Source organism: Parabacteroides caecihominis (assembly GCF_023656785.1).
GTDB lineage: Bacteria > Bacteroidota > Bacteroidia > Bacteroidales > Tannerellaceae > Parabacteroides > Parabacteroides segnis.
The window spans coordinates 1-17259 of the sequence record NZ_JAMOKS010000001.1 but is presented as its reverse complement, the minus strand read 5'-3'; the positions used below and the strand labels follow the sequence as shown (position 1 = coordinate 17259).

Here is a 17259-nt window from a genome sequence, read left to right as displayed (position 1 = left end):
GGAAATGAATAGCAAATTCTCGGTCAAACAATAGTACATATTTGTCTTGTTCGTATTTCCTGTTGTATTTATATTATTTTTGCATCAATATCAAAAAAGATAGAAGGGGATATCATTATGTTACAGAGGATACATATGAAATTTGTAATTTGTTGTTTGTTCTTATTGTCGGGCTGTCTTCACGGATTTGCTTTTAACGGAGATTTCCGGCAGCTGATCTATAATCAACAGGATGGATTGGCTTCGAATACGATCGATTTTATCGGACAGGATGCCGAGGGATATCTTTATTTCTGTACGAATAGAGGTTTGTCTATTTTCGATGGGAATATTTTTACCAATTATAATGCGCAGAATACTCCGGGGTTTTCTAATAATCTTACCGTTATTGTCGAATTGGATAATTATCATTTATTAATAGGCTCGCGCGATAAGGGACTGTTCCTTTTCGATAAGTATAAGAGTAGTATTCGCTCTGTCAAAGGTTGTAATGCCCAGATACAAAGTGTTAATACTATGTTGAAAACAGGAAAAGGGGAGATTTGGTTCGGAGGGGATGACGGTGCTTTGTGGTATGTGGAAGATTACAGGACATTACTGGCAGATTCTGATGGAATCGTATTTCATCGGGTCACTTACTCTTTCCCCTCTATAAATGCGTTGGCGGAGATCGATGGTATATTATTGGTCGCAACTCAATCGAATCAGTTAGCAATTATACATCGCACGCAGGATACTGTTATTGTTGAAAAAGCTGCAATGCCATTCGGGGCTGAATCCTCCCATTCTCTTCTTTTGAGAAATGGGAAAGAACTTTGGGTCGGAACAAATTCCGGCATTGTGGTTTTCCGGAAAAAAGGAAAGCGCTGGGTGGACGGCTCGTTGTTCGCTGAAGAAATAGGTCTTGTCCGTTCTATGGAGATTTGTGGCGACGAAGTTTATATCGGGACGGAGGGAAATGGACTTTTCGAGGTCGATTCCAATACGTTGTCTTATAGCCGGACAGAACAATCGAAATTACCTGTTTCCGGAATAAATCTGAATTATATTATTTCACTGAAAACAGATCATTCCGGCAATTTATGGGTCGGCACATGGTTGGGAGGAGTTGCCCGCTTTATGTTTGCTTCTCCTCTCTTCAGCCAATCTAAAAATAAGGAAAATGTACCCAGCTTATTTTCCAATGTGGTATGGACTGTTTGTAAAGATAAATACCGGTCCGGTTTTTTTCTGGGAACGCATGGTAGCGGCCTTTGTCATTATGATATGCAGGAGATGAGATTCCAAACGATCGATCTATCTTTTCGTTCCGTATGGACCTTATATGCAGATTCAGTAACTCCTTTTTTGTATGTCGGCACATGGGGAGAAGGTCTGCGGTTGTATGATATGGAAACGGGGAAATATATGCCTGCTTTTCCATCTGATATTGAACATGAACGTATATACTCCATTTCCCGTTTTAACGAACGTGAATTATTTATAGGCACTAGTGCAAATGGTGTCTGGTTATATAATGAAGATAGAAAGCAGGTTCGTCCTCTGGAGTTTCCCGGTGATTCCCTGTTGCAACTGAATGTTCGTTGCATCCAAAAGGATAAAGAGGATAAAGGGTATTGGATGGCTACGTTTAATGCCGGTTTGTTTCATTTTGATCTGGATCGGTCTGGATTTATTACAGATATGGAACATTTCCCTTTTATCGGTGAAGAACCCGTACAAGCGACTGCTTTATTTCAGGATGATAAACGTGTCTGGATTTGCATGACGAATGGACTGGCTTATTTGGAAAAGGGAGATTCGGAGCGTAAGGTCAAGCGTATCAGCCAACTTGATGGTTATTTCCTATCAGATATAGTGGAAGGTACGGATGGTAATTTTTGGATTTGTTCTCATGAAGGGCTTCTGTTTTTCAATCCGTTGAAACTTTATGTCAGTCGGTATTTGACGGAGTTTATCCATTATGGGATATATTCCAATAATAGGGATGGCTTATTAATCGGAACATCCGAAGGACTTTTTTCTTTTGACCCGGCTAAAGTAAAAGAAAGTCAAGGAAAAGGAAAAGCATTGATCCGCTCTCTACAAATGAACGGACAGGCTGTCGTTCCTGATGATCCGGAAGGAAAGGTATGGATAAACAAGGCGATTAATTATGTTGATACCTTGATATTGCCTCCCGGTAATGCTAATATCGGTTTTTTGCTTTCTGCCTTTTCTCCCTATGTTTACGGAGAGAATGTTTTATTTTATCGTATGGAAGGATTGGAAAATTATTGGAACAAGACCGGTTTAAATAATTCTTCTGCTGTTTATGGAAATTTGCCTTCCGGGAAATATACATTTCATGTCCGGCTGAATGATCCTGATAATTTTTCGGGAGAAAAAGAGTTGGTTATCATTAAAAAAGAATTCTGGTGGAATACAATTTATGCCAGAGTTGTTTATTGTGTATTGGTCTTATCAGTAGTGACTTATCTCATATTTAACTTCCGGAAGAGATATAAGAAGCGTTATATCAGAAGGTTGGAGGATATAGAACGACAAAAGGAGGAAGAAGTTTATCTACAGAAGATTCGTTTTTTTACCAATATATCTCATGATTTGAAGACCCCTTTAACATTATTGCTTACTCCGTTGAACGATTTGTTAAAACATCCGGAAATGCCTGAAACATTTCGTTCCAGGCTGCAATCCATGTATATGAATGGTGATCTGTTACTGAAAAAGATCAATAAAATATTGAACTACCGGAATACGGAAGGAGAAGACACGGCATTGTCTGTTGAGGTCTATTCTGCACATCAACTTCTTTATGAGATTATTACTCCGTTTAAGGAATATGCAGAACGGCAAGGACTCTTTTTTAACATTCATTCTCTGATTGAAAATAAAGTGACTTCTGCGATACATACTGACAGGAATAAGTTAGAGTCTATTTTGGAAAATCTGATTTCAAATGCTATTAAATACACACCTGAAGGAGGAGAGGTAGCTGTCAGTTATTCAATTGATAATGGTAAACTGGAATTAATTGTGGCTGATACGGGAGTAGGAATACAGGCAGTTGCTTTGCCACATATATTTGATCGGTATTATCGTATTGCACCGGATAACCGGGGAACAGGAATCGGATTGTTTCTGGTAAAACATTATGTGAATTTACTGGAGGGAGATATTTCGGTAATCAGTGAACCTGGGAATGGTACCACTTTCCGTCTTTCCTTGCCTGTGGTTGTTAATGAGATGGAGAATAGTACCGACCTACAAGAAAATGGTGAAAACGGGACTTTGCAGGAAAAGGAGAATATTGCGCGTGTATTGATCGTAGATGATAATAAAGAGATGAGAGATTATTTGCGGCAACTTTTTTCTCCTTTCTATCAGGTCATGGAAGCCTCAGATGGAAAACAAGCTATGGAGATTGTCAGAATGGAATTGCCGGATATTATTTTATCGGATTTGATGATGTCGAAGGTGGACGGGCTTGTTTTATGCCGGAATATAAAAGGAGATATGTTGACATCTCACGTACCTTTTATTATTCTTTCTGCAAAAAATTCTGTCGAAACCCGTCTGGAATGTTGGGATGCCGGAGTCGATTTATTTGAAGAGAAGCCTTTTAACAGTCAGTTGTTATTAACGAAAGTGGCGAATCTGTTACGCAGCAGGAAACTTTTAAAATATAAATATCAGATAGCGATTCCCGTTTCAGTGTTGCATGATGAAAAGGAAGGAGGTGCTGAATCGTTGGAAGATCGTTTTTTGAAAGAGGTTAATGCTGCGATAGATAAACATAAAGATAAACCGGATTTGTCTGTTCGTGAACTTGGAGAAGAGTTACATATGCGGCATGATCAGTTATACAGGAAATTGAAAACGCTTACTGGGCTTTCTGCAAATCACTATATACGTACTTATCGGTTAAATTGTGCGGCGGCTATGTTAAGGAGCAAAAAATATATGGTGACGGAAGTTCTTTATAGCGTAGGGTTTAATAACCCTTCTTATTTTACCAAATGCTTTAAGAAGGAATTCGGAGTGCTGCCTTCGGAGTATGTCGCCCAAATGGAGGATAAAGATGATTCTGTGTTATGAATAACCGGAATTTGTGTTATCCGCTTTTTGATTTGTAGCAGTCGGTTTGGTTCAGCAGTATTACTTTTGGGATAGAAATTAAATCTATTAGTATGTTAAACAAAAGTATTTACTGTGGAGTCGTATCGGCAGTTCTTTTTTGTGCCAGTGTTGCGACGGAAGCTCAGGATAACCTGGTGGATAAAGATTTTTATGCCGCTATTGCCGAACGGGGACAGCAGACTATTGTCGGAAGACCGATGGATACTATTGCTCCGGTAGATTTACCGGTAGACAAATTATTGCCCTGGGCCGGAAACAAATCATTTCATTTTACTTCCTGCAAGAAAATAACAACTGCAGAAGAGATGAATGATGCCTTGGAAAAATTAAGAAACCGGTATTTATCGTTTTTGCAGGACCTGACTCCTGATTTCTGCGAAGAACGATTGAAACTTCCGATAGACAGTATGCAGTTTCGTTATGAACTCCCGGAAGATTGTGGGGATTTTAACCGGTTGTTGCAAGGAGAAGGAGAATGGAATGATATAGCAGTTCCTTATTATCATGGTCCTCAGGGTGTTTCTACAGCCTGGTACAGATCAGAAATAGATATCCCTGCCGATTTTTTTTCGAAGCCGGTCCTCATGCTTCATTTTAACGGAGCAGATTATTATACGGATGCGTATATCAATGGACATCATGTGGGTTTCCATGAAGGAATGTTGGATGATTTTGAATTTAATATTAAAAAATATGCCCGCCCGGGTAAAAATATACTTATGGTGAAGATCAGAAATGATTATTCCATGTTAGGAGGGGAAGGAACTCCGCGTTACTGGGGGAATAAATTGGCAGCCAGTAACAGTCCCGGCTGGGATGATCCTTTTTCCGGATGGACTTGCTGTCCGGCAGGTTCCGGAATATATCAGGAACTTTATATTGAAGCACGGAGTGAACCTTATATAGCAGATGTGTTTTGTCGCCCTTTGCCGGAACAATCTGCAGTAGAACTATGGGTGGAAGTCGATTTGGACCATGGAGAAAAGGCGGATGATTTTTTGTTAGAATATAGTTTATACGGCCAAAATTTTGAAAGTCGGGTAGTTGAAAAAGAGATAAAAAAAATACGAGTAGAAGGAGGTCGGGTACTAAACCGTACCTTGGTGTCTATTCCGGAAGACTTATTGCGTTTATGGGAACCTGATACCCCCTGGCTGTATCAGATGAGGGTTGCATTATATAATAAAGAAAAAAAGTTACTCGATAACAGGAAACAGCAGTTCGGGATGCGTCATTTTGTTATTGCGGAAGATAGTTCGCCAAAAGGAAGAATGTATCTGAATGGAAAAGAGATACGACTTCGGGGAACGAATACTATGGGTTTTTTACAACAAAACGTTATGAGGCGTGACTGGAAACAATTGACAGATGACTTACTGCTGGCTAAATTAACGAACATGAATTTTATTCGTACCACTCAGCGCATCGTGCAAAAAGAAGTGTATGAATATGCCGACCGTTTAGGCATGATGATGCAGGCGGATTTGCCTTTATTTGCTTATATAAACCAGAAACAATATACCGAAATATTAAAGCAGGCCGGGAATATCGAACGGGTATTGCGTAATCATCCTTCTGTGATTCTGATGAGTTATCTGAATGAGCCAATGGCGGAAATGAAAGCTCATGCAGTCAGCAGGTACGCTTATGAGCGTTTGTTCGATGCATTGGATATCGTTGTCCATAATGAAAATCCGGACCGGGCCGTAAAATATATTGACGGAGATTATCAGGCTCCCAGTAATGGTTATCCGGATAATCATTGTTATAATATCTGGTATGATGGGCATGGTATAGAATTGCCGGATATGTGCCGTGGTGCCTGGATGCCGGTGAGTAAAAACTGGATGTACGGGTGCGGAGAGTTTGGTGCGGAAGGACTTGATCCGGTCGGTTTAATGAAAAGGAGATATCCGGCAGAATGGTTAAAAAACGGTTCCGACGGCTCATGGAGTCCTGTTTATATGCGTGGAAAATATTCGGGTGAACAGACATTTCAGATGCATTGGAATTGGTTTGAGACACAGAAGACCATGGATGATTGGGTGAGAGAAAGTCAGCAGCATCAAGCCTGGGGGATACAAAAGGTCGCTCGTGCTTTCAGGCGTATGCCTCGTATGAACTCGTTTGCCATACATCTTTTTATTGATGCCTGGCCAAATGGTTGGATGAAGGCTATTATGGATTGCGAGCGTACTCCTAAACCAGCCTGGTTTGCTTACCGGGATGCTTTGACACCTTTGTCTGTACAAGTGGAGTCTGAGCGGAGTACTTTCTTCAGTGGAGAGGAACATCTTTTTCAAGTTTGGGTTTGTAATGATACGCCGACAAATCCTGATCTGGTTTTGAAATATACACTTGAATTGAATGGAAAAGTGATTAACAGCGGATGTGTCCCGGCTGAAATTCCTTCTATAAGCAAAGGTAGTACTTTTCAAGGTTTTATTCCGGTTGTAATGCCGGAAGTGAAACATCGGTCTTCTTTGGCTTTGCGTGTGGGGTTGTTCGATAAACAAGGAAAAATCTTTCATGATGAAGACGTTTTATGTACCGTTGAACCAGCCGTTGAGGCTAAAAGACGGATTCGTATATACCAAATCGGAGAAAGTAAGAATACAGAGGCTATCGTTCATGCTTTCGGTATCAGAAATGTTGTTAAACAAGGACCGATCGGTCCGCAAGATGTTATTATTGTTGCTGATAGTTTATCGGTTCACTCAAGGAAAGAAGAAATAAAAACTGCGGTAAAAGCAGGAGGGCATGTGTTAATTTTGAAAGAGGCTGTTCCGGTTTTAAGTGAACTTCTTGTAGGAGCATCCGTCGATTCGGTTGACAGTAAAAGTTGGATAGTCTTCCGTAATGCAAACCATCGTTGGTTGGCAGGCTGTAGTTCGACAGATTTGAAGTATACCTATTCTTCCGTGCAACTGGCTCCAGAACGACATCATTTTCGTTTATTCAATGCAAAAGGAATTACTCCGGTATTAACATATTGCGACCAAGCGGTTATCGGTGAAAAAAGAGAGGGAAAAGGAAATTGGATTATTTGTTCTTTAGAATTAAGTGGAAAGTTGGATACAACTCCTGTCCTCACACGGCTTATAGAGCGGATTCTTGAGAGGAAATAATGAACAATGCAATCATATACAGCTATTTATGAATTTATGTCATAAATCGTACCATTTTGTTTTAATGGGAAAGTCATTTGTTCTAACAGACCTGTCGGTCGATCAGATATATTTGCTTCCGGTAATTTAAAATTCAAATTTAATACTATGAACAGAGTTTTATTAATCTTGGGGATACTATTATGCACACTTGGTGACGGTATTGCCCAAAACATTCAGAGAGTAACAGGTGTAGTGTCTGATAAAGCAGGTATCACGCTACCCGGTGTTAATATTGTAAACCTGCGCAGTAAGGACGGAACTATAACCGATGCGAATGGTTTTTATTCGATAACGGCACAATCTGGCGATATGCTCCGCTTCTCTTATATAGGGATGGAGACTATTGATGAAAAAATAGCAAAGTCGGTTATGGATATAACGATGTCGGAAAGTAGCTTGGCTTTACAGGAAGTTGTTGCGATAGGTTATGGTACTTCTACAAAAAAGGACTTGACAGGTGCTGTTGCTTCGATCAAATTGGAAGATTCACCTGTAATGATGATGCCCAATAATAATGTGCTTGAATCGCTGAAAGGTTCTCTGCCCGGTGTGAATATTGGTATGGGCAGTTCGGCGGGGGCTACTCCGAGTTTTTCGATCCGTGGTCAAAATTCTATTAAAGCGGGAACATCGCCTTTGTTAGTTGTTGATGGCATTATTGGTGGAGATTTTGCACAATTGAATCCACAGGATATTGCAAGTGTGGATGTTTTAAAAGATGCCAGTTCGACAGCCGTTTATGGTTCCCGTGCAGCAAATGGTGTTATTATTGTTACTACAAAACGTGGAAAAACAGAAAAACCACAGTTGAATTTCAGTATGAATTACGGGATACAATCATGGACTCGTAAACCCGATTTGATGAATGGAGATGAATACAATCAGTTCGTAATAGATAAAGCTATTGCTGGTGGAATGACCGGTTCTGATCTGGAACTACAAAGTCTATTGAAACCAAAAGAGTATGATGCTTATATGGCAGGTTCTGAAATTAACTGGTATGACGAAACAACGCAAAGTGCTCCCACTCAAAGTTATCAGTTGAGTATATCCGGTGCGAATGAAAGATTTAATTATTATGTATCCGGGAATTATTTGAAACAAGAAGGCTTAATGATTGGCGATGATTTTTCGAGAGCTTCTGTTCTCGCTAAATTGGAGGCTGATTTGACAACTTGGATTAAAGCCGGAATCAATGTATCGGGAAACCGGAGAGATTATTCCGGTATGGCCCCCAGTATGTATAGTGCAACTTATATAGGGCCGTGGGGATTTATGAACTCTCAATATGAAGGTTATGAAAACTGGCAGGAACGTTTTCCCGGCGGTAATACTACATGGGGAAATCCTCTGTGGGAAGCATTTGCTATTGATGACAAAGATGTATATTACAATGCCAGTCTAAAAGGTTTTCTGGATATCCGTTTGCCTTGGGTAGAAGGATTAAGTTGGCGTATCAATGGGGCCTACAATTTAGGACAACACCAGGAAGCACGTTTTACTCATGAAGAACATTATGTAAATACCCTGAGAGAAAGCGAATTGATGAATCCTTCGCAATTTTTGAAAAATGCCAACGGTTATGCTAAAGATTCTGATAGCCATAGCTGGTTGATAAACCAAATATTAAATTATAACAAAACATTTGGAGAACATAAAATAGACCTTACTTTTATGTCCGAACGCCAGCGTTCACACAGTTCCGGCGTAAAAGCTACCGGTCAAGATTTTGAACAGGCTGGAACTACAGTCTTGGGATATAATTCTTTGGAAATGGGTAATGCGGAAAAAAGAGGCATTGATACATGGAAATCTTATGCATCCTCATTAGCTTATATGTTACGTGCTAATTATGTATGGCGTAACCGCTATCATGTTTCAGCAAGTTTTAGAAGAGATGGACATTCTGCTTTTGCAGAAGGAGAGAAATATGGTAATTTCACTTCTGCCGCCGTTGCCTGGACACTGTCTGAGGAATCATTCATTAAGCAGCTTGATTGGTTGAGTTATATGAAATTGCGTTTTTCTTATGGTGAAAATGGAAATCCGTCTATATCCAGTTACAGTACCTTTCCTAAAGTGGGTTCCGGTGCTTATATTTTCGGCAATGACTATCTGAAAAGTTTATATCAAAGTTCTTTAGCAAATAAAAAATTGGGATGGGAGCGTACAAAGGCCTTTAATCTAGGATTGGATTTTGGTGTATTTAATGATCGTTTATCAGGTAATTTCGAATATTATAATTCCAAGACAAATGATTTATTGATAGAACGCCGTCTTCCGATAACTTCCGGTTATACTAGTATTATGGACAATATGGGAGAAGTCGCTAACTGGGGTGTTGAAATAAGTTTGCATTCTAGTAATATCGAGACGAAGAACTTTGGGTGGACAACAGATCTTTCTTTTTGGCTAAACCGAAATAAAATTAACTCTTTATATGGGTTGGATAATGACGGAGACGGCAAAGAAGACGATGATTTAAGCAACAGCTGGTTCATTGGTAAATCTTTAGGTGCGATATATGGTTATGAATCAGATGGCATCGTACAGGAAAGCGATAAGGAATATATGGAAACATATAATATGGCACCCGGTGATATCAAAATTGTTGACAGGAATGGTAATGGTAAAATTGATCCGGAAGATAAGACTATTATTGGTTATTCTAAGCCTAATTTTACTATGAATATACGTAATACTCTTACATATAAGAATTTCATGTTATCTTTTAGCTTGGATTGGCTTGCAGGTGGAGGAAAGAATAATTATTTATTGAGCGAAAATTCAAAGGGGATGAATCCTGCAAAAATGCCGAACGCGAATTGGTTGAGTAATAAGGTATATTGGACCCCGAAAACTCCGGTCAATGATGTGCCTCGTCCGAATTATTCCGACTCTTACGGATATGGTTTTTATCAATCCAGAGCATTTCTCCGTTTACAGGATATTACATTAAGCTATGTGTTTGATAAAAAACTTTTGGACAAAACAAAGTTTTTCACTAATGCCAGAATATTTGTCAGTGGAAAGAATTTATTGACATTTACTGGATGGGACGGGCTAGATCCGGAAGCCGGACAGAGGATAGGAGAAGGCAGCCCCAGCTTTAAAACATATAACATTGGCTTAAATGTCTCATTTTAATTATAAATAAAAAAATCAGGAAGTTATGAAAAAAATAATTTATATGCTTAGTTTATTATGTTCCTTTTTGGGAGCATGCAATGATGATAGTTTTTTGCGAGAGAAACCAGAAGATTTTCTGACGGTGGATAATGCGTTCCTGAATATTAATCAATTTAGAACGGGCGTCAATCAGATGTATTCTCAAGTGCGTGCACTTTATAATAATAATGACAGTCGAAATGACTGGGTTTTGATGGGAATTGGCCTGGATGTTTTTACTGCTCCAACTCCGGATACAGAGGTTTCACAACCTGAATTTAATGATTGGAAGAAGGTGAATTCTTCCAATAGCATAGCAAGTGCATGGTGGCACTCGGGTTATAGTATTATTAAGAATTGTAATGAATTATTATTCCAAACAGAAAATCCGAACGTTGTATGGAATGTTAAAGGAGAAAAAGAAGAAATCCAAGCTGAGATTCGTTTCTTTCGTGCGTTTGCATATCGTTGTCTGGCTAATATTTTTGGAGGAGTTCCTATCGTAGATAAACCTGTTACAGAACCCCGGTTGGATTTTGTACGCGTAACACGTACAGAAGTATATGAATTTGCCATTCAGGATGCCGAATTTGCGGCAACTTATCTACCGGTGAAATTAACACAAGATGGTCGTGTGGTCCGTGCTACGGCAGATCATTTGTTGGCTGAATTGTATTTGGCTTATTCAGACAATGGAGGGACGAAAAGTTATGATAAAGCGATCGAAGCTGCGTCTCGGGTGATAGATGGGAAAGACGGTGATTATGGCTTGATGAAGGAGCGTTTTGGACAACGTAAAGGTGAAGCCGGAAAGAACGTTTATTGGGATTTGTTCCGTATGGGCAATCAGAATTATTTGGAAGCAGGTAATAGAGAATGTTTGTGGGCTATCCAGTTTGCTTATAATACTCCCGGTGGTACTAATAAATGGGATCGTCCCCTGTTCGAACGTCATTTCTGGCCAAACTTCTGGCAAAAAGCTAAATTTGGTTATGATGGTGTTGCACGTGACAATACCGGGCGTGGTGTAGCGTTCGTTCGCCCGACTACTTATATGATTTATGACATTTGGGATAATTGTGGTGGTGACATCCGTAATTCGGAGGTCAATATTGCCAGAAAGTTTTACGCTCCATATGTTTTAAAAGGAGGGGTAGAGGTAAAAGATTATGATACGACTTATGTGACTCCAGTGGTTCTCACTGACGGAACAGAGATAGAAGTTCGGTTAAAACCTGGTGATGAAATTAAAAAAGAATGGTGGACATCCGCATCGGATACCATGACTTCTTATTTTCCACGTTTCTTTAAATTCGGGACAGATAAGCATATAGACGGTAAACCGGATAATGGTTTCGTGCCTGATTGGTATATTTTCAGAGTTGCCGATACCTATCTTTTACGTGCTGAAGCCTATCTGAAGGCAGGGAATAAGGGGGGAGCAGTAAAGGATGTCAATACTGTTCGTGAACGAGCTAAAGCTTCTTTGATCAATGAAAATCAGTTGGATATTGATTATATTTTGGATGAGCGTGCACGAGAACTTCTCGGCGAAGAGCAACGTTTTATGACACTTTCTCGAATGAATATGGTGTATCAACGTACCAAAAAATATGGAAGAAATGTTTCTGCGGCATCTATTCAGGAGTATAATAATTTATTACCAATTCCTCAATCGGCAATTGATTCTAATTTGGAAGCTGAATTGAGACAAAATGAAGGTTATTAATTCCTGTTTTTTACCCCTCTAATATGGAAATAAATTGTGTTTCTGATATTAGAGGGGTTTTTGGTTTCTTTTTCCCAAAAATGAATCTTTTAACTCCTTGTGGCTTAACTTCCTCATTCGCCTTAATCATTTTTATTTTATTATGATCCAGTCTTTCTTTATATTTGTACCATCTAATTAATTATCAATTCTGAATAACATGGAAAACATCTCAAGAAGAACAGCCATTAAGACCGCATTAGTAGGCGGGGCAGCGCTTGCCGTATCAGGTCTGGAAGCAGCAAATCCCGCTAAAAAGAAAAAAGCAGAAACGAAAGAACCGCTGAAAGGGAATGTACGCCATTCCGTCAGTAAATGGTGTTTCGGTGACTATCCGTTGGAAGAATTTTGCGGAATATGTAAAAATATAGGAATCGAATCGATCGAATTGCTCGACCCGAAGGACTGGCCGGTTGTACAAAAGCACGGACTGACTGTCGCTATGTGCCAGGGAGCCGGTCTGGGTATTGACCGTGGATTTAACGATCCTAAACTGCACGACGAACTGGTTGCCAGTTATGAAGCGGTAATTCCCCAGGTGGCAGCAGCCGGATTGACGAATTTGATCTGCTTCTCCGGAAAGCGGAATGGACTGACTGACCTTCAGGGATGGGAAAACTGTGAGAAAGGATTGAAACGTCTGATGCCGCTGGCGGAAAAACATAATGTGGTCCTGACGATGGAGCTGTTGAACAGTGTAGGCCATAAAGATTATCAATGCGACCATACCGTTTGGGGGGTAGAATTATGTCGCCGTGTCGGGTCGCCAAACTTTAAACTTTTGTACGATATTTACCACATGCAGATCATGGAAGGAAATATCATCGAAAATATCCGAAAGTATCATGAATACTTCTCTCATATCCATACAGGCGGTAATCCCGGACGGGCGGAAATTGACGAAACCCAGGAATTATATTACCCGGCAATTATGAAAGCGTTGGTAGAAACCGGGTATAAAGGATTTGTGGGGCAGGAATTCGTTCCCCGCCAGCAGGATAAGATCGCTTCCCTGGAGAAATGTATTCGTATTTGTGATGTCTAGCTATATGAAGAAGACAAGAATTATACAACTCTGCTTCCTGTTGTTTGCTGTCGCTTTCGCAGGATGTAAAGGAAAATCCGGCTCGGAACAGGCTGGCGGTGCATTTACCCCGGGCGAACTATGGCCGGACAATAATGGCGTGCATATCAATGCGCATGGCGGAGGAATCCTGCATGACGGCGATACTTATTATTGGTTCGGCGAGCATAAAACGGAAGGGACTGCCGGAAATAACGCGCTGGTGGGAGTTCACTGTTACTCTTCTAAAGATTTATATAACTGGAAAGACGAAGGCGTTGCTTTATCGGTTGTGACCGACGATTCTACACATAGCATAGCGAAAGGATGTATCCTGGAACGCCCTAAAGTAATTTATAATAAAAAGAATAACAACTATGTGATGTGGTTCCACCTGGAGCCTAAAGGAGCAGGGTATTCCGGTGCACTCAGTGGTATTGCCGTAAGCGATAAGGTGGCAGGCCCTTATAAATTCCTTCGTGCCGTGCGTCCGAATGCAGGTTCCTGGCCGACAAATGTACAAGATATTCATAAACAGAGAGTTCCTGAGTCTGATAGGAGCAAATTCACTGGCGGAAGTCTGCCGGCTCATCCGGACAGTCTGAATCTGCTGGGTCGTGATATGGAAGGCGGACAGATGGCCCGTGATATGAACCTTTTTGTTGATGACGACGGCAAGGCTTATCATATTTATTCTTCAGAAGAGAACAGCACATTGCATATCTCCCTGTTGACAGACGATTATACCAATTACTCCGCTACATATGCCCGCTTTTTCCCCGGACGTTTCATGGAAGCACCGGCGATGTTCAAACGTGACGGAAAATATTATCTGATCATGTCCGGTTGTACGGGGTGGGCCCCGAATGCCGGTCGTTCGGCTGTCGCACCTTCTATCTGGGGGCCTTGGGAAGAATTAGAGAATCCGTTTGTCGGTGAAGGCTCCGACCTTTCTTTCCATTCCCAGAGTACCTATGTATTGCCGGCTCCCGGTAAGTCCGGACAGTTCATCTATATGGGTGACCGCTGGACGCCCGAGAATGCAATCGACGGGCGCTACATCTGGCTTCCGATCCGTTTTGAAGGAGATCAGCCGATCATCGAATGGCAGGATAAATGGAGTTATTGATGTCGTTGTCCTGTTGTATTTGAAATTTAACAATATGTTTTTGTAAATTCATCGAAATCATACCGCTAAATTGATTTAATCTTCATTAATTTTGCAGCTTCGTTTTTGCGGGGCTGCAATTTTTTTGGCAGATAGGTGATCTTTATAATATGGATATATAATAAACATTTAAAATGAAACCAACATTATCAATTACCTCAAGGCAGTTAATGCTGAGAGAGATGCACGATTATTTAATGATCGCTCTTGGCATGTTTTTCTATGCTATTGGGTGGACCGTTTTCCTTTTGCCCAATGACATTACTACCGGAGGGGTACCTGGTATCGCCTCTATCGTGTATTGGGCGACCGGAATAAATGTGCAGTATACATACTTTGCAATTAACGGCGGGTTGCTGATCGCTTCTCTTATTGTTTTGGGATGGAAGTTCAGTGTGAAAACTATTTTTGCTGTAATAGTGATGACCACTATCCTTCCCATTATTCAGGGTGCTACATCTAATCTGCATTTGTTGCAAGATCAACCGTTTATGGCTTGTGTAATCGGTGCCTCTTTCTGCGGAAGCGGTATTGGTATCGCTTTTTCGGCCAACGGCAGTTCGGGAGGAACGGATATCATCGCTGCTATTATAAATAAATACAGGGATATCACTTTAGGACGCGTCATTCTGATGACGGATATGATTATCATATCTTCCAGCTATTTTGTACTGCATGATTGGGAAAAGGTCGTTTATGGTTTTGCTACGCTTTATATATCCAGTTTTGTGCTTGATCAAGTGGTAAACAGTGCCCGCCAGTCCGTACAGTTCTTTATTATTTCCAAGAAACATGAAGAAATAGGACGCCGTATCAATAAAGATCTCCACCGCGGTGTGACGGTGATAGACGGGACCGGAATGTATACCGGATTGGGAGTGAAGATGATGTTCGTATTGGCCAAGAAGCGTGAGTCAACAACTATTTTCCGCTTGATTAAAGATATAGACCCGGAAGCATTTGTCTCTCAGAGTGCCGTCATCGGTGTGTATGGCGAAGGATTCGACCATATTAAAGTAAAATAATTCGATATAATAGCTATATAGATTTATAAGGGTCCGGCTTCTATTCAGATGCCGTCCTGTATATAATTTTCTGCTTTACTAACTGGTTGTCGATGGTTATCGGTAATATTATCTATAGCTGTCGACAATATTACTGATAGCTATCGATTATATTGTTGATAACTTTCGTAAACAGATTAGTAAGGCAGCATGTCCTGTCCTGAAATGCCGCAAATGGCAGATACGCTGCAAGAATATATGGAACAATGCGATACCTTGACTCAATATCTTAAATAAAAGGGATTATGGGCTTTACTGTTAGGAAATTCAGTTATCGAACTGTGGATAGATATTGAATTGGAAGGAGAAGATCATTATATTCTTGATATATCGGCAAACAAGCAAATAGCTCCTCACCGTATTGAAAAGATTTCTGACAGTATTTGCTCTTGATGCCTTGTGTCTATCCCATCAATGTGATTTCTTTTACTTTGCTATCTTCGATGGCGGCATATAGGAAATGTCCGGCAAACGTATTGTCCGTGTCTTGGAAGAAGAGTTCCAATTCGTTCAGATAGCCGCTAATGGCTCGCAGATGTTTCCTGACAAGGGATTCGTGCGGACAGCAAGGCTCTAAGTTTTTACCGTATTGCTTCTTAACGAGTTTGATAGCCTCATTCAAACATTCAATTTTGGTATTGGTAGAAACCGAGGGCATTTCCCAAAGTCGCTCGTATAACTTCAATCGTTTTTCAAACGAGCGAAAGGCAGACTTTGCTCCAATCTTTATATCAAGATAGGCGTCATAGGCTTTAAATTCTTCCTTAGTCATATCTCGTTCAATGCCGTTTAGCTTATTCTGGGCTTCATTCATGCGCGTAATAATGCCATAGACTAATTTCACCAATTGACATACTTGCTTTGGTATTTTTATTTTGCATTTCTTCGCATTTTTCTCTATGCTTTGCGTATAGAATAGAATTGTGGCCATCAGGATGGAAATGTTCGTGTCTGCACGTATCAACTCGTCTGGTAGTTGGAGAATGCTCACGAGCTCGTATATTTCGATTTTATATGGAACGAGGCTGTTAATCTTTTCTTCGACAGATAACTCTTTGTCACCCCATATCGTGTCACACTCTCGAATGATCGTTTTGATTCTGTCGGCGTTCATGTCATTCAGACAACGTTGCTCCAACACTTCGTCCACCTTGGGCGGCAGGCGTTTCTTGAGGAGTTTTATTTTCTTTTGAAGTCCGTTGACATAGACCTGTTGTTCCGGCGGGAGTCGCACATTCTTGCTCTTTGCCCTTTTTTCTTCGATGACAGGAAATGTTTCGGTCGGTGTATCAAAAGGGGCGATGGCGATATACATATCTACCTTCTTCCCCCAAATTGTCGCTTTATATTCTTTGGAGGTCTGATAGCCGCAAAACCATCTTTGGAGCGTGCTGAGCCAGAACTCCGTATGAATTTCCAAAGTAACATCGGACAGGTTGGCAATTGACTTTGTCAAATGAAAATTCCAGCTATTTCTATCTGTCATTTGTTCCTCTTTCATAATGCGGATTGTGAAATTCATTGATTTGCTTTGGATAGAGTTTCCTCAATCCATGTGCAAAATTACAAAAAGCTGAAATAACCCACTCAATATAGGTCGATTAATTATGGCTTTTTCTTTGAGCTATAGTTTTACACCTCTGTTCAGCCTTGGCTTCGGTATTCTGATAGTTTCTCGCTTCTCCACATACGAGATTTACCTTAGTTCTGTTAGAACT

The 17259-nt window shown here is 40.5% G+C and carries 8 protein-coding genes; 7 read left to right on the top strand and 1 reads right to left on the bottom strand.

All coding sequences use genetic code 11. The features are described 5' to 3' along the window. The first annotated feature begins 135 nt into the window (after positions 1 to 135). The 7 genes from NBH14_RS00040 to NBH14_RS00010 all read left to right on the top strand — a co-directional run bounded on the left by NBH14_RS00040 (position 136) and on the right by NBH14_RS00010 (position 15502). A complete protein-coding gene (locus NBH14_RS00040) occupies positions 136 to 4098 on the top strand; it encodes a hybrid sensor histidine kinase/response regulator transcription factor (protein WP_186957827.1) in 3963 nt (1320 codons plus the stop codon). A 92-nt stretch (positions 4099 to 4190) separates the two neighbouring features. Continuing rightward, positions 4191 to 7268, top strand: a complete 3078-nt coding sequence (locus NBH14_RS00035) for a glycoside hydrolase family 2 protein (RefSeq protein ID WP_128134054.1) — start codon at positions 4191 to 4193, stop codon at positions 7266 to 7268. Between the two features lie 147 nt (positions 7269 to 7415). Further along, positions 7416 to 10457 carry a SusC/RagA family TonB-linked outer membrane protein gene (locus NBH14_RS00030; RefSeq protein ID WP_128134053.1) on the top strand — a complete coding sequence of 1014 codons (3042 nt, stop codon included), beginning with the start codon at positions 7416 to 7418 and terminating at the stop codon, positions 10455 to 10457. Between the two features lie 25 nt (positions 10458 to 10482). Continuing rightward, positions 10483 to 12207 carry a RagB/SusD family nutrient uptake outer membrane protein gene (locus NBH14_RS00025; RefSeq protein ID WP_186957826.1) on the top strand — a complete coding sequence of 575 codons (1725 nt, stop codon included), beginning with the start codon at positions 10483 to 10485 and terminating at the stop codon, positions 12205 to 12207. A gap of 199 nt (positions 12208 to 12406) precedes the next feature. Next, on the top strand, positions 12407 to 13291 hold the full coding sequence (locus NBH14_RS00020; RefSeq protein WP_009860359.1) for a TIM barrel protein: 885 nt from the start codon (positions 12407 to 12409) through the stop codon (positions 13289 to 13291). Positions 13292 to 13295: 4 nt separating this feature from the next. Beyond that, positions 13296 to 14438 carry a glycoside hydrolase family 43 protein gene (locus tag NBH14_RS00015; protein WP_186957825.1) on the top strand — a complete coding sequence of 381 codons (1143 nt, stop codon included), beginning with the start codon at positions 13296 to 13298 and terminating at the stop codon, positions 14436 to 14438. Between the two features lie 173 nt (positions 14439 to 14611). Next, on the top strand, positions 14612 to 15502 hold the full coding sequence (locus NBH14_RS00010) for a YitT family protein (RefSeq protein WP_250817002.1): 891 nt from the start codon (positions 14612 to 14614) through the stop codon (positions 15500 to 15502). A gap of 442 nt (positions 15503 to 15944) precedes the next feature. On the opposite strand, the gene NBH14_RS00005 is transcribed toward NBH14_RS00010, so the two are convergent. Then, positions 15945 to 16997, bottom strand: coding sequence for a hypothetical protein (locus NBH14_RS00005; protein WP_250816999.1), 1053 nt, complete (start codon positions 16995 to 16997; stop codon positions 15945 to 15947). Positions 16998 to 17259: the final 262 nt, after the last annotated feature.

Bases quoted from the DNA above. Each gene is read 5' to 3' on its own strand.
- NBH14_RS00035 (WP_128134054.1), top strand. From the start codon at position 4,191: ATGTTAAACAAAAGTATTTACTGTGGAGTCGTATCGGCAGTTCTTTTT.
- NBH14_RS00020 (WP_009860359.1), top strand. From the start codon at position 12,407: ATGGAAAACATCTCAAGAAGAACAGCCATTAAGACCGCATTAGTAGGC.
- NBH14_RS00040 (WP_186957827.1), top strand. From the start codon at position 136: ATGAAATTTGTAATTTGTTGTTTGTTCTTATTGTCGGGCTGTCTTCAC.
- NBH14_RS00010 (WP_250817002.1), top strand. From the start codon at position 14,612: ATGAAACCAACATTATCAATTACCTCAAGGCAGTTAATGCTGAGAGAG.
- NBH14_RS00030 (WP_128134053.1), top strand. From the start codon at position 7,416: ATGAACAGAGTTTTATTAATCTTGGGGATACTATTATGCACACTTGGT.
- NBH14_RS00025 (WP_186957826.1), top strand. From the start codon at position 10,483: ATGAAAAAAATAATTTATATGCTTAGTTTATTATGTTCCTTTTTGGGA.
- NBH14_RS00015 (WP_186957825.1), top strand. From the start codon at position 13,296: ATGAAGAAGACAAGAATTATACAACTCTGCTTCCTGTTGTTTGCTGTC.